Annotated in this window: 24 protein-coding genes, 1 pseudogene and 1 riboswitch; of the genes and pseudogenes, 19 read left to right on the top strand and 6 right to left on the bottom strand. The window is 41.8% G+C overall.

The window, feature by feature from the left end:
* Nucleotides 1-147: 147 nt before the first annotated feature.
* On the top strand, nucleotides 148-1,380 hold the full coding sequence (gene trpB / locus CQ839_RS07810; RefSeq protein WP_103667715.1) for a tryptophan synthase subunit beta: 1,233 nt from the start codon (nucleotides 148-150) through the stop codon (nucleotides 1,378-1,380).
* A 44-nt stretch (nucleotides 1,381-1,424) separates the two neighbouring features.
* Here the strand turns inward: trpB and trxB are convergent.
* Nucleotides 1,425-2,360, bottom strand: a pseudogene (gene trxB / locus CQ839_RS07805) (thioredoxin-disulfide reductase); the annotation flags it as partial.
* A 296-nt stretch (nucleotides 2,361-2,656) separates the two neighbouring features.
* Between trxB and remA the strand changes: the two are divergent.
* The 4 genes from remA to CQ839_RS07785 all read left to right on the top strand — a co-directional run bounded on the left by remA (nucleotide 2,657) and on the right by CQ839_RS07785 (nucleotide 5,554).
* Complete coding sequence (gene remA, locus CQ839_RS07800; protein ID WP_103667713.1) at nucleotides 2,657-2,917, top strand: extracellular matrix/biofilm regulator RemA; 261 nt, start codon at nucleotides 2,657-2,659, stop codon at nucleotides 2,915-2,917.
* 105 nt (nucleotides 2,918-3,022) lie between these two features.
* Entirely contained in the window at nucleotides 3,023-3,589 is a 567-nt protein-coding gene (gene gmk, locus CQ839_RS07795) for a guanylate kinase (RefSeq protein ID WP_258040656.1), read from the top strand.
* Between the two features lie 146 nt (nucleotides 3,590-3,735).
* On the top strand, nucleotides 3,736-5,052 hold the full coding sequence (locus CQ839_RS07790) for a D-alanyl-D-alanine carboxypeptidase (RefSeq protein WP_103667712.1): 1,317 nt from the start codon (nucleotides 3,736-3,738) through the stop codon (nucleotides 5,050-5,052).
* Between the two features lie 172 nt (nucleotides 5,053-5,224).
* Nucleotides 5,225-5,554 carry a hypothetical protein gene (locus CQ839_RS07785; RefSeq protein ID WP_181016138.1) on the top strand — a complete coding sequence of 110 codons (330 nt, stop codon included), beginning with the start codon at nucleotides 5,225-5,227 and terminating at the stop codon, nucleotides 5,552-5,554.
* Between the two features lie 105 nt (nucleotides 5,555-5,659).
* On the opposite strand, the gene CQ839_RS07780 is transcribed toward CQ839_RS07785, so the two are convergent.
* Nucleotides 5,660-6,937: a glycosyltransferase gene (locus CQ839_RS07780; RefSeq protein WP_103667711.1), complete on the bottom strand. Its 1,278-nt coding sequence runs from the start codon at nucleotides 6,935-6,937 to the stop codon at nucleotides 5,660-5,662.
* A 1,206-nt stretch (nucleotides 6,938-8,143) separates the two neighbouring features.
* Between CQ839_RS07780 and CQ839_RS07770 the strand changes: the two genes are divergently transcribed.
* The 4 genes from CQ839_RS07770 to cobJ all read left to right on the top strand — a co-directional run bounded on the left by CQ839_RS07770 (nucleotide 8,144) and on the right by cobJ (nucleotide 12,151).
* Nucleotides 8,144-9,340 carry a glycosyltransferase gene (locus CQ839_RS07770; protein ID WP_103667709.1) on the top strand — a complete coding sequence of 399 codons (1,197 nt, stop codon included), beginning with the start codon at nucleotides 8,144-8,146 and terminating at the stop codon, nucleotides 9,338-9,340.
* Nucleotides 9,341-10,009: 669 nt separating this feature from the next.
* Nucleotides 10,010-10,375 (top strand): TMEM165/GDT1 family protein, encoded by a 366-nt coding sequence (locus CQ839_RS07760; protein ID WP_103667707.1) that lies wholly within the window; start codon nucleotides 10,010-10,012, stop codon nucleotides 10,373-10,375.
* Nucleotides 10,376-10,380: 5 nt separating this feature from the next.
* On the top strand, nucleotides 10,381-10,656 hold the full coding sequence (locus CQ839_RS07755; RefSeq protein WP_103667706.1) for a TMEM165/GDT1 family protein: 276 nt from the start codon (nucleotides 10,381-10,383) through the stop codon (nucleotides 10,654-10,656).
* A 79-nt stretch (nucleotides 10,657-10,735) separates the two neighbouring features.
* Entirely contained in the window at nucleotides 10,736-12,151 is a 1,416-nt protein-coding gene (cobJ, locus tag CQ839_RS07750; protein ID WP_103667705.1) for a precorrin-3B C(17)-methyltransferase, read from the top strand.
* Nucleotides 12,152-12,274: 123 nt separating this feature from the next.
* On the opposite strand, the gene ruvC is transcribed toward cobJ, so the two are convergent.
* Entirely contained in the window at nucleotides 12,275-12,742 is a 468-nt protein-coding gene (gene ruvC, locus CQ839_RS07745; RefSeq protein ID WP_103667704.1) for a crossover junction endodeoxyribonuclease RuvC, read from the bottom strand.
* A 518-nt stretch (nucleotides 12,743-13,260) separates the two neighbouring features.
* Between ruvC and CQ839_RS07735 the strand changes: the two genes are divergently transcribed.
* The 3 genes from CQ839_RS07735 (at nucleotide 13,261) to gyrB (ending at nucleotide 16,169) form a co-directional block, all read left to right on the top strand.
* On the top strand, nucleotides 13,261-13,617 hold the full coding sequence (locus CQ839_RS07735) for a DUF4189 domain-containing protein (RefSeq protein WP_103667702.1): 357 nt from the start codon (nucleotides 13,261-13,263) through the stop codon (nucleotides 13,615-13,617).
* Nucleotides 13,618-13,632: 15 nt separating this feature from the next.
* A complete protein-coding gene (locus tag CQ839_RS07730; RefSeq protein WP_103667701.1) occupies nucleotides 13,633-13,947 on the top strand; it encodes a DUF4189 domain-containing protein in 315 nt (104 codons plus the stop codon).
* Nucleotides 13,948-14,234: 287 nt separating this feature from the next.
* On the top strand, nucleotides 14,235-16,169 hold the full coding sequence (gene gyrB / locus CQ839_RS07725) for a DNA topoisomerase (ATP-hydrolyzing) subunit B (RefSeq protein WP_181016137.1): 1,935 nt from the start codon (nucleotides 14,235-14,237) through the stop codon (nucleotides 16,167-16,169).
* Between the two features lie 182 nt (nucleotides 16,170-16,351).
* Here gyrB and cobG read toward each other — a convergent pair whose 3' ends face one another.
* The 3 genes from cobG to CQ839_RS07705 all read right to left on the bottom strand — a co-directional run bounded on the left by cobG (nucleotide 16,352) and on the right by CQ839_RS07705 (nucleotide 19,658).
* On the bottom strand, nucleotides 16,352-17,797 hold the full coding sequence (gene cobG / locus CQ839_RS07715; RefSeq protein ID WP_181016136.1) for a precorrin-3B synthase: 1,446 nt from the start codon (nucleotides 17,795-17,797) through the stop codon (nucleotides 16,352-16,354).
* Nucleotides 17,798-17,840: 43 nt separating this feature from the next.
* Nucleotides 17,841-18,881 carry a cobalamin biosynthesis protein CobW gene (cobW, locus tag CQ839_RS07710; RefSeq protein WP_103667779.1) on the bottom strand — a complete coding sequence of 347 codons (1,041 nt, stop codon included), beginning with the start codon at nucleotides 18,879-18,881 and terminating at the stop codon, nucleotides 17,841-17,843.
* 102 nt (nucleotides 18,882-18,983) lie between these two features.
* Nucleotides 18,984-19,658 carry a HupE/UreJ family protein gene (locus CQ839_RS07705; RefSeq protein ID WP_103667698.1) on the bottom strand — a complete coding sequence of 225 codons (675 nt, stop codon included), beginning with the start codon at nucleotides 19,656-19,658 and terminating at the stop codon, nucleotides 18,984-18,986.
* Between the two features lie 21 nt (nucleotides 19,659-19,679).
* Nucleotides 19,680-19,823: riboswitch (cobalamin riboswitch) on the bottom strand.
* A gap of 315 nt (nucleotides 19,824-20,138) precedes the next feature.
* Between CQ839_RS07705 and cbiE the strand changes: the two genes are divergently transcribed.
* The 7 genes from cbiE to CQ839_RS07670 all read left to right on the top strand — a co-directional run bounded on the left by cbiE (nucleotide 20,139) and on the right by CQ839_RS07670 (nucleotide 26,655).
* The gene (gene cbiE, locus CQ839_RS07700; protein ID WP_103667697.1) at nucleotides 20,139-21,350 is read left to right on the top strand and encodes a precorrin-6y C5,15-methyltransferase (decarboxylating) subunit CbiE; all 1,212 of its coding nucleotides are present in this window, start codon (nucleotides 20,139-20,141) and stop codon (nucleotides 21,348-21,350) included.
* A gap of 199 nt (nucleotides 21,351-21,549) precedes the next feature.
* On the top strand, nucleotides 21,550-22,035 hold the full coding sequence (locus CQ839_RS07695; protein ID WP_258040655.1) for a DUF2656 domain-containing protein: 486 nt from the start codon (nucleotides 21,550-21,552) through the stop codon (nucleotides 22,033-22,035).
* Nucleotides 22,028-22,699 (top strand): HEAT repeat domain-containing protein, encoded by a 672-nt coding sequence (locus tag CQ839_RS07690; RefSeq protein ID WP_103667695.1) that lies wholly within the window; start codon nucleotides 22,028-22,030, stop codon nucleotides 22,697-22,699. Before CQ839_RS07695 ends, CQ839_RS07690 begins: the two co-directional genes overlap by 8 nt.
* Before the next feature lie 430 nt (nucleotides 22,700-23,129).
* Nucleotides 23,130-23,990: a phycobilisome linker polypeptide gene (locus CQ839_RS07685; protein WP_103667694.1), complete on the top strand. Its 861-nt coding sequence runs from the start codon at nucleotides 23,130-23,132 to the stop codon at nucleotides 23,988-23,990.
* A 133-nt stretch (nucleotides 23,991-24,123) separates the two neighbouring features.
* The gene (locus CQ839_RS07680; protein ID WP_103667693.1) at nucleotides 24,124-24,873 is read left to right on the top strand and encodes a phycobilisome rod-core linker polypeptide; all 750 of its coding nucleotides are present in this window, start codon (nucleotides 24,124-24,126) and stop codon (nucleotides 24,871-24,873) included.
* 367 nt (nucleotides 24,874-25,240) lie between these two features.
* A complete protein-coding gene (locus CQ839_RS07675) occupies nucleotides 25,241-26,122 on the top strand; it encodes a phycobilisome linker polypeptide (RefSeq protein ID WP_103667692.1) in 882 nt (293 codons plus the stop codon).
* Nucleotides 26,122-26,655: a phycobiliprotein lyase gene (locus tag CQ839_RS07670; RefSeq protein WP_103667691.1), complete on the top strand. Its 534-nt coding sequence runs from the start codon at nucleotides 26,122-26,124 to the stop codon at nucleotides 26,653-26,655. Before CQ839_RS07675 ends, CQ839_RS07670 begins: the two co-directional genes overlap by 1 nt.
* Nucleotides 26,656-26,897 lie beyond the last annotated feature (242 nt).

The following is a 26,897-nucleotide window of genomic DNA, read 5'->3' as shown; positions in this document are numbered from 1 at the left end:
CAGCGCTTTGCGCTGACTTAAAACCCAGTGAAAATTTTGAAAGTGCCGCGAAGCGGCACTTTCAAAATTTGTTATCCTAAATACAGTGCCATAAGCACCCCAAGCAAGTTTTAATAGTAGCTAACTAATCAGTCAAGACCCACCGCAATGACCACAACGCCGATCGCACCCAAAACAACTACACAACCCACACTCGTCAATCGTCCCGACTCATTAGGACGGTTTGGTATTTTCGGGGGCAAATATGTCCCCGAAACCCTTATGAGCGCCCTTGCTGAACTGGAAACCGCCTTTTATCATTACAAAACCGATCCAGATTTTAACAACGAGCTAGACGGCTATTTGCGAGACTATGTGGGTAGACCCAGCCCTCTATATTTTGCGGAGAGATTGACGCAGCACTATGGAACTGCTCAGATTTATCTAAAGCGTGAAGACCTCAACCATACGGGTGCGCACAAAATCAATAATGCCCTAGCTCAAGTTCTCCTCGCTATCCGCATGGGCAAAAAGCGCGTAATTGCCGAAACAGGTGCAGGACAGCATGGTGTAGCTACGGCAACTGTTTGCGCTCGCTTTGGTCTAGATTGTGTGATTTATATGGGCGTACAGGACATGGAACGCCAATCGCTGAATGTATTTCGGATGAAACTCATGGGTGCAGAGGTGCGTCCCGTTGAGGCTGGTACTGGTACGCTCAAAGATGCTACATCTGAAGCAATTCGCGACTGGGTAACAAATGTCGTCGATACCCATTATATTCTTGGCTCCGTTGCTGGCCCCCATCCTTACCCAATGATTGTGCGAGATTTTCATGCCGTGATTGGTAAGGAGAGTCGTCGCCAGAGTCAAGAGAAATGGGGCGGTTTACCAGATATTTTGCTTGCTTGTGTTGGTGGTGGCTCCAATGCGATGGGTCTATTCCATGAATTTGTCGAAGAGCCAAGCGTTCGCTTGATCGGTGTGGAAGCAGCAGGTAAAGGCACAAATACAGAGTTCCATGCCGCAACTTTAACGCTTGGGCGCGTTGGTGTATTACATGGCGCAATGAGCTATCTCTTGCAAGATTCAGAAGGACAAGTCCAAGAAGCACATTCCATCAGTGCTGGCTTAGATTATCCAGGTGTCGGGCCAGAGCATAGCTATCTCAAGGATCTAGGTCGTGCTGAATATTACAGCGTCACGGATCAAGAAGCTCTCGATGCATTTCAAAGACTCTCGCGTTTGGAAGGAATCATTCCCGCTTTGGAAACATCCCATGCGATCGCCTATCTAGAAACTCTCTGCCCACAACTAACCGCCGATCAGCGCATTATCATCAACTGCTCTGGTCGTGGTGACAAAGATGTAAACACAGTAATTCAGCATTTACATCTCTAAAAGATAAAGGCGGCACTTCGTGCCGCCTTTATCTTTTAGGTTTGTGCAGATAGCCATCGCTCTGCTTCGAGTGCTGCCATGCATCCTGTTCCTGCGGCAGTAATTGCTTGGCGATATTCGTGGTCTTGGACATCGCCACAGGCATAGACACCTGCAATATTAGTAGCTGTTGACTTTCCTTTTGTGATGATATAACCCGTCGCATCAAGTTCTATCTGTCCCACAAATAAATCTGTATTCGGACTATGCCCGATCGCATAAAAGAGTCCGCCAACAGCTAAATCACTCTCCTCATTAGTGACAGCATGGCGAAGCTTTACCCCTTTAACAATCTCTTCACCATAAACATCAATCGGGATAGATTGCCAATGCACCGTAATTTTCGGATGTGCCAATACGCGATCTTGCATGATTTTACTGGCTCTCATGCGATCGCCACGCACAAGCAAATGGACTTTTGAACCATATTTAGTTAAGAAAATCGATTCTTCCGCAGCCGTATCACCACCACCAACTACCGCTAACTCCACACCACGAAAGATTGGCGCAGCGCCATCACATACTGCACATGCCGAAATTCCACGATTCCAATACTTCGGTTCACTGGGTAAATGGAGCCTTTTCGCAGTTGCACCTGTGGCGATGATCACGCTGTGAGTTTGGACTTCGTGAGATGAATATTTAATCGTAAAAGGGCGATCGCTGAAATCAACAGAAGTCACATCTTCCATTATCAATTCCGCTCCGCAATTGATAGCTTGTTCCTTGATATAGCTCATCAACTGCGGTCCCATTACTCCCGTGGGAAACCCAGGGAAGTTCTCTACTTCCGTCGTCGTCATCAATTGTCCGCCAGGGATGCCTCCCTTCTGGAATCCCTCAAATACAAGTGGATTAAGGTTAGCTCGCCCAGCATAAATCGCAGCAGTATAGCCTGCGGGCCCTGAACCAATAATCACTACATTTCTAATATCTGACATAATTATTTGCCTTTTGGGTTTTAAGCTTTCTTTTGCCTACTCCCTTCTCACTCAAAAAGTAGGCATTATTATAGTGAATGATTAGTGGTGCACGGCTTTGTCGCGCACCACTGATCATTCACTGTAAAGGGAGTGGCTACTCATAGTAATCCACTGGGTATATCTGCTTAATTAAGATAGGTTTCGCTATACGTGACAAAATATATCGCATCTAGTGGATTTTTGTAGGATAATGTGATAATACCTACAAAAATGAAGCTACATCAACTCTAAATCGATTTTAGATCGATAAAATTATGGATATTAAGCTCATCAACATCGGCTTTGGTAACATTGTTTCGGCAAACCGAGTTGTAGCGATCGTTAGTCCCGAATCTGCTCCGATCAAGCGTATCATTAGTGATGCGCGTGAACATGGTAAGTTAGTTGATGCTACCTATGGTAGACGCACAAGAGCGGTAATTGTTACCGACTCTAGCCATGTAGTTCTATCTGCAATTCAACCTGAAACTGTTGCTAATCGTTTTGTCGTCAGTAAAGAAGGCGCTACAGATTAAACCAATTTAAAAATCCTTGCTTTGCAAGGATTTTTAAATGTAATTTGACATTTGGTTAACGGGCAAAGTGCTATCAACTCTATCTCTATAGGGAATTACGAAACGTTGAGCCAAGATAAATTGAGCGGTAAATTAATAGTTGTAACGGGGCCAAGCGGTGTCGGTAAGGGTACTCTGTTACAAAGACTTCTGGAGAGCCATCCCGATCGCATTCTCTTTTCAATTTCGGCAACGACCCGATCGCCCCGTGCAGGTGAAGAACATGGTCGCGAATATTTCTTTTGGGATCGGGCTGAATTTGAACAAAAGCGCGATGCAGGCAAATTTCTGGAATGGGCAGAATATGCGGGAAATCTTTACGGTACGCCCCGCCAAGCAATTGATGAAGCGATCGCCTTGGGGCAAATAGTCTTGTTAGAAATCGAACTAGAAGGTGCGCGGCAAGTGGCGCAGTCTTTTCCTAGCGCTCAACGAATTTTCATTGCCCCACCTTCGATGGAAGTTTTAGAAAGCCGTTTGCGCGATCGCAGTACCGATAGTAATGAACAAATTATCAAGCGCTTACACCATGCCAAATTGGAAGTAGCTGCGGCAAATGAGTTTGATATCACAATCATTAATGATGATCTAGAAATTGCTTTGCAGCAACTTGAAAGCGCCATGTTTAGCTAAAATCACTAAAACCAATTTTTTGAAAGCCCGCCTTCGGTGGGCTTTCAAAAAATTGGTTTTGATAATCAGGTTTGCTGAACTAGAATGATTGTGCTTTATGTGGCTTTGCCACATAAAGCACAATCATTCTAGTTGCGGTTTTCCTTATGACTACGTGGAGTCTCGTTGGCGCTTTGCTATTATCGGTTTCGGCTCAAGCTCTCGATGGTCGTGAAGTCGCCGCAGTGCCTCGGTCAGTGATGAGCTATGCCAATCGCCCAGTCCTAGCCTCAGAAGATCTCGCCAATAATCAGTCCGATCCTGTCGCAAAGCAAGCGATCGCAAATCTGCTCAATGATATTAAACAGATGGGGGTAAATAGCCCTGATCAAGGTGTATGGATTCAGTCCCACGACGGTGCGATCGCTGCTGGCCGTCTATCGAGCCGCCCATTACCCTCGGCTTCGCTCACCAAAAATGTCACCACCTTGGCAGCATTGCAAACTTGGGGATCAAACTATCGCTTTATTACCAATATCAGCACCACAGGTAAGCTTACAGGCGATACACTCAAAGGTGATCTGATTATTGAAGGCAGTGGCGATCCATTTTTTGTGTGGGAAGAGGCGATCGGGCTTGGCAATAAACTTAATCAACTAGGTATTAAGCGGATTCAAGGCAATTTGATCATTACAGGTCGGTTCTCCATGAACTTTGAGCCTGACCTACAAGAATCGGCAAACTTTCTCCGTTTAGCCTTTGATAGCAGCCAATGGCAGGGGGAAGTTGCTGAGCAATATGCGACGATGCCCGCAGGAACGCCCAAACCGCAACTAGTGATTCTTGGCAATGTGCGAATTGTGCCAAATCTTGCTGTAGCAAATATTTCCACTAGGAACTTACTGATTCGCCATGCATCGTTACCGCTTTGGCAAATTCTGAAGCGCATGAATACCTTTAGCAATAATGAGATGGCAGAAACTCTTGCCTCGCAAATGGGTGGAGGCAAACAAGTTGCTGCGATCGCAGCTAATGCGACAGGGATACCAATTTCAGAAATAAGGTTAATTAACGGCTCTGGCTTGGGGCAAGCCAATCAAATTTCCCCTCGTGCATCAGTGGCGATCTTGATGGCGATTCATAATCGCGCCCAAATCGAGGGTTTAACCCTTGCGGATCTCTTCCCAAGTAGTCAATGCAACTGCGGCACGATCGAAGGACGTAAAATCCCGAAAGGAGCAATCGTCAAAACTGGAACGCTCTCAGATGTCAGCTCTTTATCAGGGGTTGTCCAAACCCAAGAACATGGTGCAATTTGGTTTGCGATCGTTAATCGTGGTGAAGGCGATATTGATGCTTTTCACCGATCGCAGGATCGCGTATTACAAACTTTAGTCGCTAAATGGGGTTTACCCAAATTACCAATCGCTAGTTTTGCAGAAACACATTGGCAAGATAGCGATCGCAACGAAATCGCCAAATAAGTAAGGGCTGAGCATTGCTCAGCCCTTGCTTTTCAAATCTAGTTCAGTAACTAACCCAAGCTGCGACCTATGGTAAGAAGAAAAAAATGCTGCTAAAAAGGACAAAATCCGAGTAGCAGCGGAACCTGTAGAGTTTTTTCTAACTTCAGGCTCATTTGCCGATGTTAAGAGGTTGAGGGTATTTTCATTTGCTTTACCTGAAGGCAGTGTAGTTTATGCAGACAAGGCTTACAACGATTATAAAATTGAGGATTTGTTGTTTGAATCTGAGAATATTAAGCTCTCAGCTATGCGAAAAAGCAATTCAAAACGACCTGTACCTAGCTATGTTCAGTTTCTCCAGCACCATAAGCGTAAAGTAGTCGAAACCACTAGTAGTTTGATATCCCAGCTTTTACCTAAATCTATTCATGCTGTTACTTCAAAAGGTTTTGAGCTTAAAGTCATGCTCTTTGTTCTTGCTCTTAGCGTTAATCTATGGGGTGTAACTTCGGTTAATTAACAAAAAGAATGAAACTATCTACTACGGTTTAAAAAAATATCCTAGGTTTGCCGTAATATACGATTCTGTTGATATCAATATCAATGATATATAAGTATCAATAAACTAACTAAGAAATATACTATCCATTTTACTATAAACTATTTCTTCAGAGTGGTATTTCTGAATGTACTTAAGAGCGTTATCACTTAATGAATTATATAAGTTAGAGTTCAATCTCAGTTTCTCAATTAAAGGAATAAAAGCATGTATATCTTCAGCAATTAATACATCTTTTCCGTACTCTAATGACAATCCACGGACTCCTTTTAATGTCGATATGACTGGTTTTCCATAACTTAAAGCCTCAATTGCTTTTATTGAGACTCCGCTACCATAAAATATAGGTACTATGACAGCATCAGCAGACTTATATAAATCTGATATGTTGTCTACAAATCCCAGTACTCTTAATTGAGGATGTTTCTTGTTGAGAAAGTATGAGGAAACGCCACCTGCTACTAATATTTCTACTTGATGATTTAAATAGGGAATAACGTTATAATAAAAGCTTGAGATTCCATGCACGTTAGGATCGTATTGGGAACCAAAAAATAGCAGCTTGAATTTTTGATTAATCCCCCCTTCTAGGCTGTTATTATAGCTTTTAGCATAAGTACTTATTGTATTGTTTGAAAAATTAATTTTTGGAATCAAAATAGAATTTGATGAAAGCGATTCGTCTTGCTTTAATATGTTAAGTTCTTCATTTGAAATAGTGATGACCTTGTTAAACTTTCTAAGTACTTTCAATTCTTGACTGAAGCTTGTGTGATAATCAAAATCTCTAACTTTATTTCTAGTCAAAGCTCTTAGCGAACCAGAATAGCTTACCTTACTATAAAGTTTTTTCAAATCAAGAGATTCTTGTATTAGATTAGAATGTATATCGTGGATATCTATATATGTTTTACAAGGAATAGAAAAACCACTCACTAAAGCATTGGAGATGTAAGTATGGTTGAAAAATATAAAATCATATCTATTATTCCTAACGATACTTCTAAAATTTCTTCTCATGAATGGTAGAAAATGAATTAAAGATAATACACTCGGTTCCTTATTTATATATTTATAGAATTTTGATAGCAGTTTATGATAAGCAGCATCAAAAGAGCTTTTGCCCAGTACCTGATGCAAAAAGACTTTATTGACGCGCCTCTGATCTAATAGCATCTCTATACTGTCTTTATTCCATTGATTATAGTTGAAGTATTTATCTATCAAAAATAAGTCATATTCTATATTTCTGGACTCTAAATAATGAAGATGATCAAAAGCTCTAGACTCAGCCCCACCTCTCAAAGGATACAAGGGACGATCAAATACAAACAATGCTTTCATAAGTGCAGATTAGAATAGTTCAATCAACTTTAAGAATTGAAGTTAGTAGAATGTGGAATACATATTGATTGAAGGTAGAAGGATGCTCTTGCTAAAAGAACTCCAGTCAATATAGGGTATTGAAATCCAGCGCTTTGCAGAAGGATTGCGATATCATAAAGCCCGTGGGGAATTCCTAGCAATTTGCTTATGGATGAGGACTATAGTGAACGAAGTGGCTAAGCTCAACTAAATATAAAATCCTAAAACCTGTAATGAAAGCGCAGGTTGCGCTATAGGTTTTGGTCTTGGTTGTAATTCTGCCCAGCTACTTATAGCTTTCCCAGATGCTATAAGTAGCATCCAATCTCCTATATCAGTTATATATGCCCCCATCAAAATCCTTGATTTTAAGTTTCTCAATAAGTTAAAGGTGAATGCTAGTTGATGCTTGTGAGTATCTAGATAGTGGTTACCTGAGAGCTTGTGATTTTTATGAATCATAAACTCTACATCATCATAAATCTAACATACTTGTATTTTAGCGGTAATTTTGGTGGTTATTTTGGATATCTTCAAAAAAATTATCATGGGTTTTTCTTGAGATGCGACTTCACTCTAGATAGGTTATTTGAATTTTTAAAAGGTAATTTTCAATGATATGAAAATTACCTTTTAATTTAATGAAGTATATCAACTAAATCCTTGAATAACAGTTTAGCCGCTTTAGCGATCGCAGTCATCCTGATTAGTCTAATAGGTCTACCAGCTTCCTTCACATTAGGTTATACAGTTCCAATCCCTTGCGGGGATGTTTAAGAATCACCTTTAGACCCTCACGACATCGGGGTCTGATTCACTTAATCTAAACCGAAATTAGGTTTCCAATACCTTAATATGGGGATAATCAATATCGATACGAATACTTAGTCTCATTTTTTCACAATAAGCAGCTATGTGAAATTAAATATAATACCCAAAAGCCCGAAGCCTAGATTAACGACAGCTCGGGACAGTTTCAAACGGACTTTGAGAGAGGGTTTGCGTAGCAAACCCTCTCTCAAAGTCCAGAAACAAAAGCTTTGCTTAGCAAGGCTTTTGTTTCTGGACTTGTAAAATTTGTAAGCTTAACCAGAACTGATGTTAGATTACAAACATACTAAAGGTTTTGATTATGGCTTTTAATTATGTCTATCTACTTATATAAAGTCTATTTGCATTAAATTAATGAGAGCAATTCATTTAAGTACATGGAAAGAAGTTTGTGGGATTTCCGCTTATACAAACCATCTAGTAAATTCCTTAAATAGCAAAGATGTTGACAGTGAAATTTATCCAATCAAAAGAGAGGAAATTCAACATCTATCATTAAAAGAAATTAGAGATTTTTTTAAGCTTTTTTGTGAAAAAGCCAGAGAATTTGATATAGTTCATATACAGCATGAGCACGCTTTCTTTAATGGTTCTTATCCCCTATATAAATCTATCGATATCTTTAGCGAGATGCTAAGTCATTTAAAGGAAAATAACAGTAGAGTAATTGTTACTTTTCACGCAGATCCTATTTTTGTTCAAAAACTAGACCGCAATGATATAGGTGAATTAGAGAGGTCTTTAAGGATATTAAGTAATGCATTCCAAACATGGAAATGGAGTACGAAGATTAGTCCATTTTTTGGTAATGCAAGTAGGTTTATTGCAATTTCTCACACAACCAGATCGAGATTAAATCTTCTCGAAAGTGGTTTTAGTGCTAAATCGGTACACTTAGTAAGCCACGGAGTTTCTTCTTCTTTAAGGGAAATACGTGAATCGTTAACTGAACTTGACTATAGGTCAATTCTTAATTTTTCAAGCGATACTAAACTTTTGTCCATATTTGGCTTCATATCAGAAAATAAAGGCTACGTTACTGCTATAAGTACGTTAAAGTACCTTCCTAATAACTATAAATTAGTTATTCTTGGAGGTACGCACCCCTATGAAAAAAAAGATGGATTTTTGGATAAAATCTTAGAGTTAATTAATAATTTGGAACTAGTTGACAGAGTAGTAATCACTGGATACGTTGATTTTGAGACTTTCAAATTGTATAGCAAAGCTACAGACATATTTCTGGCTCCTTATTTACCTTCATCTCTCTTATCAGCTTCAGGAGCGATAACTTGGGCTTTAAGTTCTGGTAAACCAGTTATTGCAAGTAGAATTCCTGCTTTCCTTGAACTGAATCAAAATAAGCGATGTCTGCTTTTAGTATCTCCAGAATCCCCAAGAGAACTAGCTTGGGAGATTTTGAAATTAGATGAAAACATCGTATTGAAGAGTAAATTGGTTAAAAATTCTTTAGAATATGCAGAAGAAAACTCTTGGGACAATATCGCTGTGGCTACTCAAGATCTTTACACAAAGATGCTCAATACTTAGCTTGTTTAGGTGAATTAGGTAGTTCAGCATAATTAAAAAAGAGAGAGTACCGTCCGCTACACGGGCGGTACTCTCTCTTTTTTTTTAATTTCCACTTACTCCCTTCCCACCGAAGAAATAGACATATAAAACCAAGAAATAGCGGTGCGGGGCGAATCCCCGCACCGCTATTTCTTGACTGGGAAAGGAGTAAATACAGAACTGCAATTATGGCTGTGTTCATTACTTCGGCATCACTCATCTGTTGCTGTATATCGCATTGATGATTTATTGTGCGCAAAATGTCGTCGCGTGCACAATGTCGTCACATAGGAAATAAATCGCTATAATTTCATTATTCATTTTTCTTGCTGCTACTCGACAATTGTCATTTGTAGCAGCATTTTTCTCTTCTTACCATAGGTCAGCAATTCTCATTATGAAACCGATTTTGGTGTTTCCAGCGCCGAAGGCGCTGGAAACACCAAAATCGGTTGTTTGAAAGCCCGCCTTTGGCGGGCTTTCAAACAACCGATTTTTATAATGAGAACTGCTAACCATAGGTCGCAACTTGGGTTAAATAATTATATTTTTTGTAAAAGCGATTCGCTTTTACAAAAAATATGGGTTTGGTTTGGTTTATAGCGTAGACTATGAAAGGATTATGAAAAGATTGAATAACGCTCATAAATGATGTCTGCAAAGCCTGAATTGAACAACCAAGAGCTTGAGCAAGCTCAAGTAATAACGACATCACCAGTAAAATCTCAGATCAAATCTGAACACTGGCAAATTATTACGACAACTTTTATCACCGTATTTCTTGCTGAAGTTGGAGACAAAACCCAACTAAGTGTTTTAGTGATTTCGGCGCAGTCACATCAGCCTTGGATAGTATTTGCTGGAGCCGCGATCGCCTTAGTTTCAACTAGCTTATTAGGCGTAATCGCAGGTAAATGGCTAGCTAAAACCTTCTCGCCAAGTTTGTTAAACACCCTTGCTGGCTTGAGTTTTCTGATTCTGTCACTTAGTTTATTGTGGGAAGCGATCGCTTAAAAAATATGGACTGGCAATTATTATTTCTCAGCTTTGGTACGATTTTTTTGTCTGAGTTAGGCGATAAAAGTCAATTAGCAACCTTGAGCTTAAGTGGTAGCTCAACAGCTCCAAGATTTGTTTTTATTGGCTCAGCTGCCGCCCTATTAGTAGCTAGCTCAATTGGGGTATTTCTTGGCGACAGTATTTCTGTGCTTTTACCAACAAAATTGCTCAAGGCGATCGCAGCGTTGTTGTTTGCGATTATGGCAATGCGCCTGCTTATGAATGATGGCGACTAACTTAACCCAAAAAGGCAAAGCGCCAGCTTAGCATGTGCTTTGCCTTTATAATTGGTTGCTAATATGTACGCCACAAACCATGAAACCTCTTGCCATCATCATTTTAGGAGAGAAAAGTATTGCGATCGCAAGACAGATCCAAACCATAATTCCTGAGTCTCTTATTTATGGATTGGCATCGCGTACTCAAACTGCCGATCGCCAATACGACAAATTCAGCGAAATCGTCAGCGAATTATTTAGCCAAGGACATCCGATTATTGGCATCTGTGCCGCAGGTATCCTCATCCGATCGCTAGCGCCCCTACTCTCAGACAAACGCGCTGAACCACCTGTAATTGCGATCGCGGAAGATGGTAGTGCCGTAGTTCCGCTATTGGGTGGTCTGAATGGAGCAAACGATCTCGCTAGGGCGATCGCAAAAGAATTGCAAGTCCAAGCGGCGATAACCACCACAGGCGACTTAAGATTTCAAACTGCATTGTTAGCCCCTCCATTAGGCTATCGACTGCTAAATAATGATCAACAAGCGAAGACATTTTTAGCGGATTTATTGGCTGGCAAATCAGTACAACTAATTGGAGATGCACTTTGGTTAAGCGAAAGTAATCTTCCCTTTGCAGATCATGCTACCCATAGAATTGAAGTGATTTCCGATAAAATTTCATTGGAAGCGATCGCCTCGAAATTAAGTTCCACTTATTTAATTTATCAAACCGATCCGATCCTAAATCAGAGTATCACTGGCAAGCTCTCAATTATTGGCACGGGGCCAGGTGCGGCAAAATGGATGTCTCCTGAAGTCAAAGCAATTCTGGAAGATGCAACGGATTTTGTTGGTTATAAAACCTATATCAATTTGGTAAAAGAATTTACGAAGGGAAAGACTATCCATGCTTCCGATAATCGTGTGGAATTAGATCGTGCCCGTCTTGCCCTGAATCTGGCGACTGAGGGTAAATCAGTTGTGATCGTCTCCTCTGGTGACCCTGGGATTTATGGCATGGCTGCTGCCGTATTTGAAGTGTTAGATCATGAATCCAATCCTAAATGGAATCAAATCGATATTCATGTTGCCCCAGGAATATCCGCTGCTCAAGCTGCCGCCGCTGCGATTGGTGCTCCCATCGGGCATGATTTCTGTACGATATCTCTTTCGGATATTCTCAAACCTTGGGAAGTTATCGAGCAGAGGTTAACCGCCGCCGCCCAAGCAGATTTTGCGATCGCGATTTACAATCCGATTTCCTCTCAGCGTAGATGGCAACTCCCTATGGCTAAAGAGATTTTATTACAATGGCGATCGCCTGATACGCCTGTGATTTTAGGTCATAGGATGGGGCGCAAAGGAGAGAATGTGCAGGTGATTACGTTAGCGGAACTCACACCCGAACTTGCGGATATGCAAACTGTGATTATTATTGGTTCTAGCAAAACCAAGACTTTGGCATGGGGCGATCGCATACGAGTGTATACTCCCCGCAAATACGATTAGGGTTATGCTCTTAGTTCTCTAAACATTAGTACCTCGGCATAATTAAAAAAACAAAGCTAAAACCTGTACCTCCTGCGCATCAGGAGGTACAGGTTTTAGCTTTGTTTTTTCCTTTTTCCTTGATTACGCAATTAGCCAACAAGTGAGCGCCGCTGCGATCGCATCCGCAGCGTCATCAGGACGCGGAATTGCATCGAGACTGAGTTCTCGTTTCACGGCTTCCTGTACATCGCTTTTATCTGCATTACCGTGCCCCGTCAACGCTTGCTTGATTTGCGGAGGTGAAAACTCAATCGGTTCAATATTGTGTTGGTTGAGAACTAATACAATCACGCCCCTAGCCTGAGCCACATTAACTAAGTTTCCCATCCGATAAAAAAATAGCTTCTCCATTCCCACCACTTGTGGTTGAAACTGCTCGATTAGAGTATGCATATCTTCATAAATAGTCTTAAGGCGATCGCCAATTGGTGTGTGTTTGGGGGTGACGATTGTGCCAAATTCTAATAGTTTTGGTGAAGCAGGTTTTTCAACCTCAATTAAACCAAATCCAACTATTGCTAATCCTGGGTCGATTCCTAAAATTTTCATATAGGTAATCTTACCAGAATTCAAATCCTGATATATCGCAATTGCTATGTTAGGGACTTGCGAAAAAATAAAGTGCCAATCTAGATTTTCCAGAATTCAGTGGGGCGGATTCGCTGCCCCACTGAATTCTGGTTTTATATTTGGTACTTTATTAAATCGCAGATTCTTTACAGCGCTTTGAACTCAAACTCAAACCAAAAAAATTTTTGAAAGTGTTGTGTTGCAACACTTTCAAAAATTTTTGTCGTAATTTCCTCGAAAATTACGACAAAAGTATAGTAATAACAGCAATTTTCGATAAAAAAATAAACTTTGCCGTAATTTACTGTCCAATCCATCACAAGTAAAAACACAAAATCCATTGCAGGGCTTCTCGAATGTAACCATTTGAAAAAATTTTTTAAAGTGAAAAGAAATCTTTTTTTAATGGGTACAATTTACAAGGGCATGGGAATAGTCGGCTTATTTAAACGAAAGCATCAAATTGGTAGAAAACTTACCCGCAAATTGGAGAACAAATGAAAAAATATCTAGGATTTATTGCAGCAGCTTTTCTTTTAATTGAAGGTGTTGGTGCTGGAGCTGCGATCGCAGGGGGCAAATATGGTGCTGTCGCCACTGGACCTGGTGGGGCTTATGGTTGGGCTTATAACTTTGATAATGGAGAAGATGCAAAAGCTTATGCACTTTCCGCCTGTGAGGGCAGTTGTACAGAAGTAGTTACATTTAGCAATGGTTGTGCTGCTGTAGCGAAAGGTGGTGGCTATTTTGGCTGGGCTGCTGCTGGTGACGAAGCGACTGCTAAAGACAATGCCCTTGGTTACTGTGGCGATAGTAGCTGCGCTATTCAAGTGTGGGCTTGTACTGATCATTAGTTTTTTGACTAGGACATGCCTCCAAAAATAACGGTGGCTCATAAACAAACTAGGATGTATATCTGCAAAACGAGGTTAAAAGAATTAAATCACCTCGTTTTTGAAGCGTTAGGAGCTATAGCAGAAGCAGAAAATGCAGCACTTGCCAATTGCGGTAGTAGCTGTGATGTCCAAGTTTGGTTTGCAAATGCTTGTGGCGCTGTCGCCAAAGGCGGCGGCTACTTAGGCTGGGCTTGGAACGTTGACAAAGACTTAGCTCAAGCCAACGCTCTAGCAAGTTGCGGTAATGGTAGTTGTGAGCTCGCTGTTTGGGCTTGTACTGATCGCTAAAGTAAAGTCTTTAATTCCAAAAAAATAGAGGAGGCGCAAAGCACCTCCTCTATTTTTTTATTTTTTTTGCTTTTTTGTATTTGCATAAGGCATGTAAAAACTTGATCTGAGATGGTTTTGATATATCTGTAAGGCTTTTAAGCTATAATGGCAGAGTGTTTTTGAGTCTTTGCTCAAAACACATCCTAAAAACACTATCAAGAGCGTCTACAAAGTTTTTCTTAATATCAAAGACTTTTCTTAAAAACCTCTTGCAAACGACATAATTTCTGGAGTTGTTTACCTTCATGCCTGAGATCATTACAGAAACTTACAATGCCAATCAGATCCAAGTACTTGAGGGTCTAGAAGCAGTTCGTAAACGACCTGGGATGTATATCGGCACAACGGGGCCAAAAGGATTACATCACCTCGTTTTTGAAGTTGTTGACAACAGCGTAGACGAAGCCCTTGCAGGACATTGCGATCGCATCCTAGTAGAGCTAATGCCCGATGGCTCTGTCCAAGTTTCCGATAATGGGCGCGGCATCCCCATTGATATTCACCCCAAAACTGGTAAATCTGCCCTTGAGACTGTACTCACAGTTCTTCATGCTGGTGGTAAATTTGGCGATGGGGGCTACAAAGTTTCAGGCGGCTTGCATGGCGTTGGTATTTCCGTAGTTAACGCTTTATCGGAATGGGTAGAGGTATCAGTATGGCGATTGGAAACAGTCTATACCCAAAGATATGAGCGAGGTTTTCCTGTTAGCGAACTCATTCCTAGTAAGAGTCAGGAAGTAAGGCGCGGCACACAGGTACGGTTCAAGCCAGACCCCCAAATCTTTACAACCCAAACTGAATTTGAATACGACATTCTCGCTAGCCGCCTCAAAGAGCTTGCCTACCTCAATGCGGGCGTAAAAATTGAATATTGCGATCGCCGTGGCGCAGAACTTCGCACCGATATCTATTGCTATGAAGGTGGTATCCGCGAATATGTTGCCTACATGACTCGCGACAAAGAGCCAATCCATCCTGACATTATTTATGTAAATGGCGAACGCGATAATGTCGTAGTGGAAGTTGCCCTGCAATGGTGTATTGATTCCTACAACGACAACGTTCTTGGCTTTGCCAATAACATTCGCACCATCGATGGTGGTACTCACCTTGAGGGCTTAAAAACGGTTCTCACGCGCACGATGAATGCTACGGCGCGAAGACTGAAAAAGATCAAAGAGGGTGAATCGAATCTCGCTGGAGAAAACGTTCGTGAAGGTTTAACAGCCGTAATTTCGGTTAAGGTTACTGATCCAGAATTTGAAGGGCAAACCAAAACGAAGTTAGGTAATACAGAAGTACGCGGTATTGTTGATTCTTTTGTTGGTGAGGTTCTCAATGAATATTTGGAGTTTCATCCTGCGGTAGCCACTTCGATTATTGATAAAGCACTGCAAGCCTTTAATGCCGCCGAAGCTGCTCGTCGCGCCCGTGAGCTAGTTCGACGTAAGTCGGCGCTAGAGTCTTCGACTTTGCCAGGTAAACTCGCTGATTGTAGTTCTCGCGATCCTAAAGAATCAGAGATTTTTATCGTTGAGGGAGATTCTGCGGGCGGAAGTGCCAAACAAGGACGCGATCGCCATTATCAAGCTATCCTCCCATTGCGCGGTAAAGTTCTCAATATTGAGAGAGCCGATGATAGCAAGATTTATAAAAACAATGAAATCCAAGCGCTAATTACAGGCTGTGGTTTGGGTATTAAAGGTGAAGACTTTAATGAGTCACAACTGCGCTATCACAAAATTATTCTCCTCGCTGATGCGGATGTGGATGGGGCGCACATTCGCACATTGCTGCTGACCTTCTTCTATCGTTATCAACGAGAACTACTCGATCGCGGATTTATCTATATCGGTTGCCCTCCGCTATATAAATTGGAGCGTGGTAAAACTGCTCAGTACTGCTACACCGATAACGACTTACAAGCGGCGATCGCATCTTTCCCTCCTAATGCGAACTACAACATTCAGCGCTTTAAAGGGCTAGGCGAAATGATGCCGCAGCAGCTATGGGAAACCACGATGAATCCTGCTACGCGATCGCTAAAACGTCTGACCATCGAAGATGCTGCCGAAGCTGAGCACATCTTCACAATTTTGATGGGTGATAAGGTTGCACCGCGTCGAGAATTTATTGAAACTTATGGCTCGAAGCTAGGACTTGCGGATCTAGATATTTAGTTTGATATGCAAACAAAAAAGGCGGCGCAATGCGCCGCCTTTTTTGTTTGCAATTCTCATTATGCAACCGATTTTGGTGTTTCCAGCGCCTTCGGCGCTGGAAACACTAAAATCGGTTGTTTGAAAGCCCGCCAACGGCGGGCTTTCAAACAACCGATTTTTATAATGAGAATTGCTGTTTTTTATGATTGTTGATTGACAAATTCTCGAAAGGTCTGTGTATGATCGCGACGATTATTTTGATAGGTCTTTAATAATTGTGCGATTAGATTGGGGATATCTTGGGCAGAGTATTCTGTATATAGTTCTTTGCCAAAATTAGTATTTCCATCGCCAACATAAACTCTGTAAGCTTCGGGACACTTTTTTTCTTTTCCTTGAATTCCCACCAAAGCAATATCACTTGGATGGTGCTGAGCACAAGACTTATCACATCCTGAAAAATGGATATTAATTGGGTGATCAAGTTGGATGCAGCTTTCCAAATAAACGGCAACTTGTTTAGCATCCACTTGTGTATTCGTATGAGCTGCTTTACAGCCCATGTAACCAGAACAAGCTGCGATCGCAGCATAGGGATGATTGGCAGAAATAGATAAGCCCAAGCCATTAATTTCTCGCGTTAGCTGTTCAACTTGAGCCTCCGCAATATCTGTAATCAGAATGTTTTGCCAAGGAGTTAACCGCAGAGCGCCGCCACCATATTGTCTCGCCAAATCTCCTAATCCTTGAAATTGAATTGCAGTTAATCTTCCCAATGGAATCGCCACACCAATATAAGCGAGTCCTGATTGGCTTTGAGCATGAATACCCAAATGTTTATACTCGAATCTTGTACTCCGTTCTTGCGGGAGAGAGCATAGAGGTAAAGGCTTTAATGAATAGCCCAAATTCTCTTCAACAAGCTGCAAATAATTTTCTACACCCCAAGCCCCGATCATTTCTCTTGATCGAGGAGGACGAGCGCAAGAATGGGTTTGATTTAATTTTTGTTCCGTATAGACGCGATAAACTTCGGTTAATGCGGTAAGAACCTCTAAAGTCTGTTTAGAGTGAATTAATCTACCTACTGCCGATGGAGAATCACCGCGATCGCCTATTCCTAAATGCAGGCTAAAGTAAATCTCGCCATTAATTTCTACGGCTTTAAAACAGATATCATTAGGGCGATCGCCTACGCTAATCGTTTCGCCACCATCAAAGCAGATACTAAATTTATTAGATAGGATTCCTAATTCTGGATGCTTTACTAAATAAAGATTCCATTGTTTGACAAAGGGAATTGTATTGATTTTGGCAAGAGGATCAATGCCTGCGGTAGGGCTAGCCATTATATTCCTCAAGCCGTCAGTGCTGGACTCACTGGATGCAAGCCCATAGTCTTGCAGATCTTGGAGAATTTCCAAACTCAGGGCGTGACTGGTGCGGATTTGCAGATTCGCACGGTTAGTAATTTGGATTTCGCCATTACCAAATTGATTAACAACTTGTACAAGTGCCTCGCATTGTGTAGAGCTAATCAGCCCCGCAGGTAAACGGATACGCGAAAGAATGCCATCTTGGGCAGTGGCAGCATTAAAGAGACTGGGACAAATAGCTGTAGTAGATTGCAATTGAGAAAATTCCAAAAAAATAATCACATTGTGAAGGCGCAACGCGCCTTCACAATGTCTATAAACTTAGCGCCGCTTCAATTTGCGATCGCTCTAAGGCTTGACCGATGAATACTAAGCGGGTTTGGCGAGTTTCATCACTTGTCCATAGGCGATCGTAGGAAGTTTCAAGGCGATCGCCTACGCCTTGTAAGACCATGCGCATCGGTTTATTCGGCACGTTTACAAAACCCTTGATGCGATAGATTTCTTGATCGGCGATCACTTGTTTGAGAGAGGCGAGTAACTGAGTTGGCTCAAAAGCTTGATCTGTAACAATATTAATTGAATTAATATCATCATCATGCTCATGCTCTTCTTCAGTATCGTGATGACTAGGACGCGCATCAAGATCATCTTCAACAGCCGCATTGAAACCCAACAGAATTTCAGAGCTAACTTTGCCTTCATCACAAGCAATAACCTTAACCCCATCACGCAATTCTTGTTTGAGCCATGAATGTACTTTGTTCTGGGCTTCAGCATCGACCAAATCTGTTTTAGTTAATAAAACTAAATCCGCACAGGCTAACTGATCTTCAAATAGTTCTTCAATCGGAGTCTCATGATCGAGATTAGGATCTTCCAGACGCTGAGAATTTAACGCATCAATATCAGTTACTAATCTTCCACTAGCTACTGCTTCGCAATCTACGACTGCGATTACGCCATCAACAGTTGCTCCATTGCGAATTTCTTGCCAACGGAAGGCTTGAATTAAGGGCTTGGGTAAAGCCAAACCAGAGGTTTCGATGAGGATGCAATCAATGCGATCGCGTCTTTTCAATAATTCTTGCATGGTTGGCAGAAACTCCTCCTGCACGGTGCAGCAAAGACAGCCGTTGGTCAATTCCACAATATTTGGGGTGATTTCCTTGCCATCTTCATCGCACACACGACAAGAACGAAGTAAATCGCCATCAATGCCAATCTCGCCAAATTCATTTACAAGTACAGCAATGCGCCGTCCTTGATTATTTTGTAACAGTTCTCTTATGAGGGTAGTTTTACCACTGCCCAAGAATCCAGTAATCACAGTTACAGGTATTTTTGCTGCCATAATTTTCTCTAAAAAATTTAAAAGCTCCCTCTTTTGTAAGTAGGGAATCAAAAGTAGGGGCAATTCATGAATTGCCCCTACTTTTGTCAAGGAAAAACTTCTCTAACCCTTAGGGGCTGGAAGAATAAGAGATGAAATATTGGAAGCTAGGAATGCTCCACCAATTCCACAAATTACCAATCCAGCCGATCTCAAGTTAGGAGCAACCTGAGCAAAATCGCCCTTCAGGACTTTTTGACCAACAAAAAATGCTGCGCCTGAAATGACTAACTGAATTACAGTAAATCCACACAGATAAGCTACTAAAGCTGTGGTTTGAGCGCCAAAAATCGCTTCGCCGTATGCGTAGCCGTGAAATAAACCTGCGACTATGGAGAGCGCAACCATCATCAAAACGTTAGGGCTATTCTTGAGTGCCATCAAAACCCCAAACAACAAAATTGATGCAGATACGACCAATTCCACTACTGGTAAGGTTACACCTAATAAATGAATTCCTGTACCGAGCATTGCCGATAAAACGAAGGAAATTGGAATCAGAATACCTTGGGGCTTAAGTGCAGCAAATAAGCCAACTGCAACAATAAATGCAAGGTGATCAAATCCAATCACGGGGTGGGCTAAGCCCGATAGCAAACCTTCAAAAAAGGTGCTGGGCATTTTGCCGTCCATGGCGTGGTGTGCTGAGGCGGGACTAGCCACAACCAAGAGACTAAAACCGATCGAGATTGCGATCGCCTTAGACTGGATTGATGCAAAAAGCTTCGATAAATTCATATTCTGTAACTCGCAGATATAGACAATGCAACTAGTTCTAGCGGGCATCCTGACTTTAAGCAGCTTAGAATTTGACTACTTTTACAGTTGCGGTACAGCGTTGGACTTTCACCAAACTTTCCCCATTTTTAAAACTAAGCAAATACAAATTATCTACTTAATTTCACTTTTTTAACGGCTGATCCCCGTTAAAACTAGAACAGCTTTCTGACTCTACAATAATTCGTAGTTTTTTGTTTACAAATACTCATAGATTTACAAAGCTTCGCAGGATGAGGAATGTTTTGTTGTTGTTTTTGATCTAGATATTTGAGATTTTTTTATGGAAACCTTCTGCAATTTGTGGGTGCGGCTACGGTACTTTTTTTTATGGAAACCCATGATTTAGTAGTATTAATGAAGTCGCATTGCTGTCTATCCTTACATTTATGATTCTGCAAAAAAAATATCAATTATCTTCCTTCAATTAATTCAAACTCAATGACTTGTAATAAAAAATGGCTCAAATTAATTGGTATTGGTGAAGATGGACTGTCAGGACTTAGCTCAGCCACCCGATCGCTAATTGATAGCGCCGAAATTTTAGTCGGTGGCGATCGCCATTTAGCGATGCTTCCCGAAGATCAGCGATCGCGATTAGTTTGGACATCTCCGATCGAAGAAACAATTCAGAAAACCATCAATTATCGCGGCAAATTAGTATGTGTCTTAGCCAGTGGCGATCCGCTCTGGTTTGGAATTGGTACTACTTTATTAAAAAGAATTCCCATAGAAGAAATTTCGATTATTCCATCACCTTCCACTTTTAGTTTGATTTGTGCGCGATTAGGATGGTCATTGAATGAAGTAGAAACCTTGAGTCTGTGCGGTCGTCCTGCTTCACTTTTACAGTCTTATATTTATCCAAATGCTAAACTGCTGATTCTGAGTTCGGGAAAAGAAACGCCGCAGATTGTGGCAAATATGCTCTGCTATCGCCATTTCGGGAATAGCAAAATTAATGTCTTAGAACATCTAAACGGAACTAAAGAGCGAATTATTTCTACGATTGCTAATCAATATCAAAGCTTTCCTGAATTTGTCGATCTTAATGCGATCGCAGTGGAATGTATTCCCAATCCTGAAGCCAGAATTTTATCGCGGATGGTAGGGCTTTCCGATGATGCTTTTTGTCATGATGGACAGTTAACTAAGCGGGAAGTTAGAGCGATTACGCTATCCACTCTTGCCCCAAATGCTGGAGAATTGCTTTGGGATGTGGGGGCTGGTTGTGGTTCCATTGGGATTGAATGGATGCGAAGTCATCCCCGTTGCCAAGCGATCGCGATCGAAAAATCTCGTACCCATTTCATTGCTGAAAACGCGATCGCTCTTGGTACTCCCAATCTCAAAATTATCGAAGGGAATGCTCCTGAAGTGCTGCAAGGTTTACCCACTCCTGACGCAATCTTTATCGGTGGTGGTGCGACTGTTCCCGATTTGTTCGAGACTTGCTGGGAAAAGTTGCGATCGCAGGGTCGCTTAGTTGCTAACGTAGTCACCCTTGAGGGCGAACAAAAATTATTTCAATGGCAACAAAAATATGGTGGGATGCTGACCCAAATTTCGATTAGTCGTGCTGAAGCGATCGGCTCTTTTCTTGGCTGGAAACCAATGAGACCTGTAACCCAATGGAAGACAATTAAGCCTTGACTATTACTCTTTAAAACCAAAAGAATAGTTGTGGCGCAAAGCGCCACAACTATTCTTTTGGTTTTGATTCTGCCCTACTCCCGAAATAGACATACAAAACCAAGAAATAGCAGTGCGGGGCTTTGCCACGCACTGCTATTTCTTGACTGGGAAGGAAGTAAAATAGGCAATAGCTACACTAAAAACCTTGAGGACTATCTTGAGTAATTCAGCTAAAGGGCGAATGCTGCTCTCCCACAACTTTGATGTTTCAACCAACATAGCACCAGCCCTTAGCCGTGAAGAGTTTGCTGAAGTATTTCGGCTTGGTTTAGGCGATCGCCCATCTTGCCAGACGCGATTAGTTAATCATCCCCATTGGACTGTCGAAATTTTGTTCGATCACGACCAAAATTCGCCCAAGCAAATTGGCGAATTTTGTGCTCAGGCTCTTGCCGACCAACGTATCCGTCAAGGGCTAGATCGTCAATCTTTGCCAGAAATTTTAGTCTTAGGCGGTGTCAAAACCACGCCTCCCACCAGTGACTCACCAGACGCTTTGCAGACTGGTGATTGGGGTGTAGATGTTGTTGAGACATCAGTGGGGGCTACCTTTTTGCAGGGTATTTCTTGGGAATCGACGATCGCATCGAAACCCGTTGATGAGATTTTTAAGGTAGAACTAAAGGATTTAACTTATGGATAGCGATCGCTTGGCTCAACTAGAGTTGTTATTTCGCAGTGGTTCGATTTATGATCGCAAGTTAGCCCTTGACGAGTTGTCACAAGCCCCATCTGACGAAGTTGTGCCATTTTTGCAAGGACTAACTATTAGTACTGATTTTTTATGTCGGCGCTTTGCGGTAATGGGTTTAGGCAATCATCGCACCGAACAGTCGTTTCAAGTTTTGATTAGTCTATTAGAGCAAGAGAAGGATGACAACGTGATCTCCGAGATTGCAAATACGCTGTTTGAATTTGGCGATCGCTCAATACCATTTCTCCAAAATTTATTTGAACGTAATCAAAACTGGCTCACCCGTCAAACGATTCTGGCGATTTTGATGGATAGCGATCGCCCAGATATCTTGCTGAACACCATTAATCTAGCCCTGCTCGATCCGACTCCAACCGTCAAAGAAACGGCGATTTTAGCTTTAGGTAGTCTGCTAAAAAGCCCATATGAATCCGATGCCTTAGATTTACTGACCGAATTAGCTAGTGCCGAGTTTTGGCGCGATCGCTGGCGAGCCGCTACCACCCTCAGTCTCTCTTCTAATCTCAGAGCCAAGCCACTACTTGCTAAGCTCCAAAAAGACGAAAACCACTATGTAGTCGCAGCAGCCTTAGAAGCAGGCTTACCTAAATAGGTAGCTAAGCATCCAAAAACCTGCACCTCCTGCGTAGCGAGAGGTGCAGGTTTTTGGATGCTTATATTTAACTTGCCAAAGATTAGCGTTGCGGCGCGAAGCGCCGCAACGCTAATCTTTGGCTGGGAAGGGAGTAGCTACCTATTTATTCAAACAAGGAAGAGTCGTTGCACAGCAACAACTCTTCCTTGTTTGAATAAACTTGATTGTGTAAATCTTGTGCAAAACCGATCAAAATTCACAAATCTTGATAATTAAGGTTACGGACTTATACGAAAATCGATTATAACGAAGCGTATAAATTACTACGCTAGTAACCTTAACCATTTAGAGGCTCAAGTAAGCATTATTTGCTTAGGATAGCTTCTGAAATGCCCAATTCATAAACACTTTTATTAAATCCTTTCGTTAAATCAGGAGATATTGTGTAATGCCTTTTGGACCAGCTTCACGCTTGGGTGTCAGCCTGTTTGATGAAACTCCTCCTATTGAATCGGTACTCGGTCAATCTTCAGGAGAAACCGAAACGATCATTCTTGCTGTCTATCGTCAAGTATTGGGCAATGCCTATGTAATGGAGAGCGAAAGACTCACCGTTCCTGAATCCCAATTCAAGCGCGGTGAATTGAGTGTCCGTGAATTTGTCAGAGCCGTCGCCAAATCTGATCTATACATGACACGCTTCTTCTCAAACTGCCCACGCTATCGTGCGATCGAGCTTAACTTCCGCCATCTACTAGGTCGTCCACCACTAGACCTCGAAGAAATGCGCGGACACAGCACAACTCTTGACACCAAAGGATTTGCTGCTGATATCGACACCTACATTGATAGCGATGAGTACCAAAATACCTTTGGCGAAAACTTCGTTCCTTATATCCGTGGCTATAAGACCGAAGCTTGTCAGAGTATGGTGCAGTTTACGCATACTTTTGAATTGGTGCGCGGCGCGGCTAGCAGCAGCCTCAAGGGCGATCTGTCAGGGATTACACCCAAGCTTAATTCATTGGTGATCAACCCCACTGCTACTGCTGTCATTTCACCTTCTGGCAATGGCGCAACCTTCCGTAATCCTGCTGATGCACCTTTGACCCGTCGTGGTTCATTTGGTACTCCTAACAGCAAGGTTTACCGTATTGAAGTCACTGGCTACCGTGCTAAGTCTGTCAATAGCATTTCCAAGTTCCGTCGTAGCAACAAAGTTTATTTGGTGGCTTTCGACCAACTTTCTCAAGAATACCAACGCATCCACCAACAAGGCGGCGTAATTGCCAGCATCACTGCTGTGTAATTGTTCTTCATTGAATAGTTAATGTAATGCGTTAACTATTCAACATTTGATTAAAAACTTTTTTTAGAAGGATTAGCGATGCTTTGCCTCACTAATTCTGAATCCTAATATCAACTTATTTAAAAGGAGATTTATGGCAACTTTAACAGCTATCGAATTGTGGCCAAATAGCAGCTTGGAAGATGTCCAAACTGTTATTCGTGCAGTTTATAAACAAGTTTTGGGCAATCCGCATGTTATGGAAAGTGAGCGCTTGACCTCAGCAGAGTCTAAGCTCACCGATCGCTCGATCACCGTGCGTGAATTTGTACGCGCAGTTGCAAAATCTGATTTTTATCGCGATCGCTACTTCACATCCTGTGCTCCATATCGTTTTGTGGAACTTAACTTTATGCATCTTTTGGGTCGTGCTCCTCAAGATCAGACTGAAGTTTCGGCGCATATCGTTCGAGCCGTAGCTGAAGGCTATGACGCAGAAATCGACTCCTATGTCGATAGTGATGAGTATCAAACAGCCTTTGGTGAAAACGTTGTACCTTACAATCGCGGTACAAGCAGCGCCAGTAATGCCAAGCAAATTGGCTACAATCGCATGTTTGCACTCGATCGCGGCGCAGCTCAAGTTGATAGCTCTGTCCAAGCCTCACAGCTTGTATATGCTGTCGCTACCAACAGCACCAGTGTCATTAAGCCTTCGACATCGACCGTCATCGGTTCTGGCACAGAGAAACGCTTCAAGATTTTGGTATCTGGTTCAAAATTCGATACTCGTCGTCGCGTCAGCTCCATCGAGTACACCGTTTCGGCAAGCAAGATGACTCCCCAAATCCAACGGATTAACCGCACTTCTGGGAAGATCGTTAGCATTACTGAAATTGTTTAATTGCAGGCTGATTGTAAAGAGGTGCACCTTCTAGCCCTCTAAGCAATTCTTGCTATGTTGATTGGTACGCAGCTGACACAGTATTAAAAGAAAGATTGTTAAGTAATCTTTCTTTTAATACTGCTGATTTAAAGAGCTTATCCTCAGAGACATCTTTACAGAGTAATTAATATAACGAGATGTGTAACTATTTGTGAGCTATTGATTTTAGGCTGTATGAACTATTCAGAATCCCAAAAATCGATCAACTCAATACGGAAAATAAAGGTTCCAGCCTTTTAGTTGCAGATCGCGTTAATATGGATTGTTTAGATAAAATATTTTTGATGCGCGATCGCATTTTTATGATCGCTAGGATGAGTTTGACATGAAAAGTTTAGACATTAATACTGCTAGCACAAACTTTGGTGCTTACAACAGTCGCCGCTTCTTGATTGAATTTACAGGTGGCAATTTCACAGAAAGACTTCAAGGCGCTACAACTCATACAGTTATTGTTCCCTACAGTTCCCTTTCTAGAAAGCTACAAACAATCCAGCGACTTGGTGGCAAGATTATTAATGTATCTATTCATCCTCAGCTTGAAGTATTAAAGGTCAATCCTGAAGATACTGCTTCTGAGCAAATCAATGAACCCATTCTTGCAGTTCATCATGAGATCTCACCTAAAAAATCACCTAAAAAATCTGTTGAACAGCCTATTGCTGAGACTCTAGAAAATGGAGCTGTTGAGGTTGATGAAATAACGTCAGGAGCCTTTCCTGAACCTACTTCTCAGACCATCTCAGAGATTAATTCTAAAGAGGTTTCTGAAGCTAGTTCAGAAACTATCTCAGCACCATCACAGGTAGTTACTCCCAAGAAGAAAAAAAACACCTCTGAATCAACGACTAGCTCCAAAAAGACGAAAGCGACTACTAAAGCCAGTCATGGATCTAGTAAACAAGATAGTATCTCTCAAGCTCAAGCCCCAATCTCAATAGCTGAAACAATTACAGTATCTGAGCAAGTTTTAAAATCTGAGCCAGAAATTGTTGTTGAGTCAATCAGTGCAATTATTCCAGAGACAAGCCTCAAGACTATATCTGAAGAAACTTCACCAACACCTCCTAAAACTGAATCTCAAGAACCAAGCGCACCCTTGGCAAAGGTAAAAGCGCCCAGAAACTCGAGTAAATCAGGACATGGTTTTAATAAACCCAAAAGTGACACCAAATCACCCAGAGCGCCAAAGCAGCCAAAAAGTTAATGGACATTCAAGAATTTGTATGCAATTCGATCGGCAATTGGCGATCGCAACGCAGCGCTCATCATTTAGCCTTCGGACATTTTGAAGCCGTCCAATCTGAGATTGATATTACTTCTCTCTCAATTGATGCGCCAGAAGTGATTGAACTTTGCAAAGCTAATGATGTCGATCCGCAAACCGCTGTATCACCTTTTCGGATGGCTTGGGAAGGGCAATCTGATTGGGAAGATAGCGAAGCGGTTAAAGGTAATTGCGTTTTGATCCCAATTCCTGATAGCGATCGCCCAAATTGCGGCAAACTCCTCCGCGAACGTGGATATGCTGAAGAAATGCCTGCCATTGGTGAATATAGTTTCACCGATGATGGAACATTTGTGTTAATCACGTCCTACGATCGCGCCGCCGCTGAGGAAAAAATCTGGTTTGTTAATCCAAATCTGCGTTGTCGGGTGTCATTGATTAAAACTAATACAGGCACTGGTGTGATCACTGCTTCCTTCTCTTCAGAAATTCGTCAAACACCCAAAAATTAGAATAGATCTTGCAATGTATTGTCGATTTTGAAGTCGGGTATTTATGCAATGTAATTGTGCGTTGGGCGTTTTGCGCACCCAACGCAATTACTCAAAAATTACTTTGCAGCAATACCTAAGAATCTATTTACTGCAATTTGCTTTCAAGTCCACCACAAATAGAATATAAAGCGCATTACAGGGCTTCTCCCTGTGACACTTTTTGTGGCGCGTTTGCTCGAACACTGCTGTAAGAATTGCTT

Origin of the sequence: Pseudanabaena sp. BC1403 (assembly GCF_002914585.1) — a bacterium.
Classification (GTDB): Bacteria; Cyanobacteriota; Cyanobacteriia; order Pseudanabaenales; family Pseudanabaenaceae; genus Pseudanabaena.
This window is presented reverse-complemented; position numbering and strand designations above follow the sequence as displayed.

Excerpts from the sequence above, each read along its gene's own strand:
- trpB (WP_103667715.1), top strand. The coding sequence starts at position 148 with ATGACCACAACGCCGATCGCACCCAAAACAACTACACAACCCACACTC.
- remA (WP_103667713.1), top strand. The coding sequence starts at position 2,657 with ATGGATATTAAGCTCATCAACATCGGCTTTGGTAACATTGTTTCGGCA.
- CQ839_RS07790 (WP_103667712.1), top strand. The coding sequence starts at position 3,736 with ATGACTACGTGGAGTCTCGTTGGCGCTTTGCTATTATCGGTTTCGGCT.
- CQ839_RS07780 (WP_103667711.1), bottom strand. The coding sequence starts at position 6,937 with ATGAAAGCATTGTTTGTATTTGATCGTCCCTTGTATCCTTTGAGAGGT.
- CQ839_RS07770 (WP_103667709.1), top strand. The coding sequence starts at position 8,144 with ATGAGAGCAATTCATTTAAGTACATGGAAAGAAGTTTGTGGGATTTCC.
- CQ839_RS07760 (WP_103667707.1), top strand. The coding sequence starts at position 10,010 with ATGATGTCTGCAAAGCCTGAATTGAACAACCAAGAGCTTGAGCAAGCT.
- CQ839_RS07755 (WP_103667706.1), top strand. The coding sequence starts at position 10,381 with ATGGACTGGCAATTATTATTTCTCAGCTTTGGTACGATTTTTTTGTCT.
- cobJ (WP_103667705.1), top strand. The coding sequence starts at position 10,736 with ATGAAACCTCTTGCCATCATCATTTTAGGAGAGAAAAGTATTGCGATC.
- ruvC (WP_103667704.1), bottom strand. The coding sequence starts at position 12,742 with ATGAAAATTTTAGGAATCGACCCAGGATTAGCAATAGTTGGATTTGGT.
- CQ839_RS07735 (WP_103667702.1), top strand. The coding sequence starts at position 13,261 with ATGAAAAAATATCTAGGATTTATTGCAGCAGCTTTTCTTTTAATTGAA.
- CQ839_RS07730 (WP_103667701.1), top strand. The coding sequence starts at position 13,633 with ATGCCTCCAAAAATAACGGTGGCTCATAAACAAACTAGGATGTATATC.
- gyrB (WP_181016137.1), top strand. The coding sequence starts at position 14,235 with ATGCCTGAGATCATTACAGAAACTTACAATGCCAATCAGATCCAAGTA.
- cobW (WP_103667779.1), bottom strand. The coding sequence starts at position 18,881 with ATGGCAGCAAAAATACCTGTAACTGTGATTACTGGATTCTTGGGCAGT.
- CQ839_RS07705 (WP_103667698.1), bottom strand. The coding sequence starts at position 19,658 with ATGAATTTATCGAAGCTTTTTGCATCAATCCAGTCTAAGGCGATCGCA.
- cbiE (WP_103667697.1), top strand. The coding sequence starts at position 20,139 with ATGACTTGTAATAAAAAATGGCTCAAATTAATTGGTATTGGTGAAGAT.
- CQ839_RS07690 (WP_103667695.1), top strand. The coding sequence starts at position 22,028 with ATGGATAGCGATCGCTTGGCTCAACTAGAGTTGTTATTTCGCAGTGGT.
- CQ839_RS07685 (WP_103667694.1), top strand. The coding sequence starts at position 23,130 with ATGCCTTTTGGACCAGCTTCACGCTTGGGTGTCAGCCTGTTTGATGAA.
- CQ839_RS07680 (WP_103667693.1), top strand. The coding sequence starts at position 24,124 with ATGGCAACTTTAACAGCTATCGAATTGTGGCCAAATAGCAGCTTGGAA.
- CQ839_RS07675 (WP_103667692.1), top strand. The coding sequence starts at position 25,241 with ATGAAAAGTTTAGACATTAATACTGCTAGCACAAACTTTGGTGCTTAC.
- CQ839_RS07670 (WP_103667691.1), top strand. The coding sequence starts at position 26,122 with ATGGACATTCAAGAATTTGTATGCAATTCGATCGGCAATTGGCGATCG.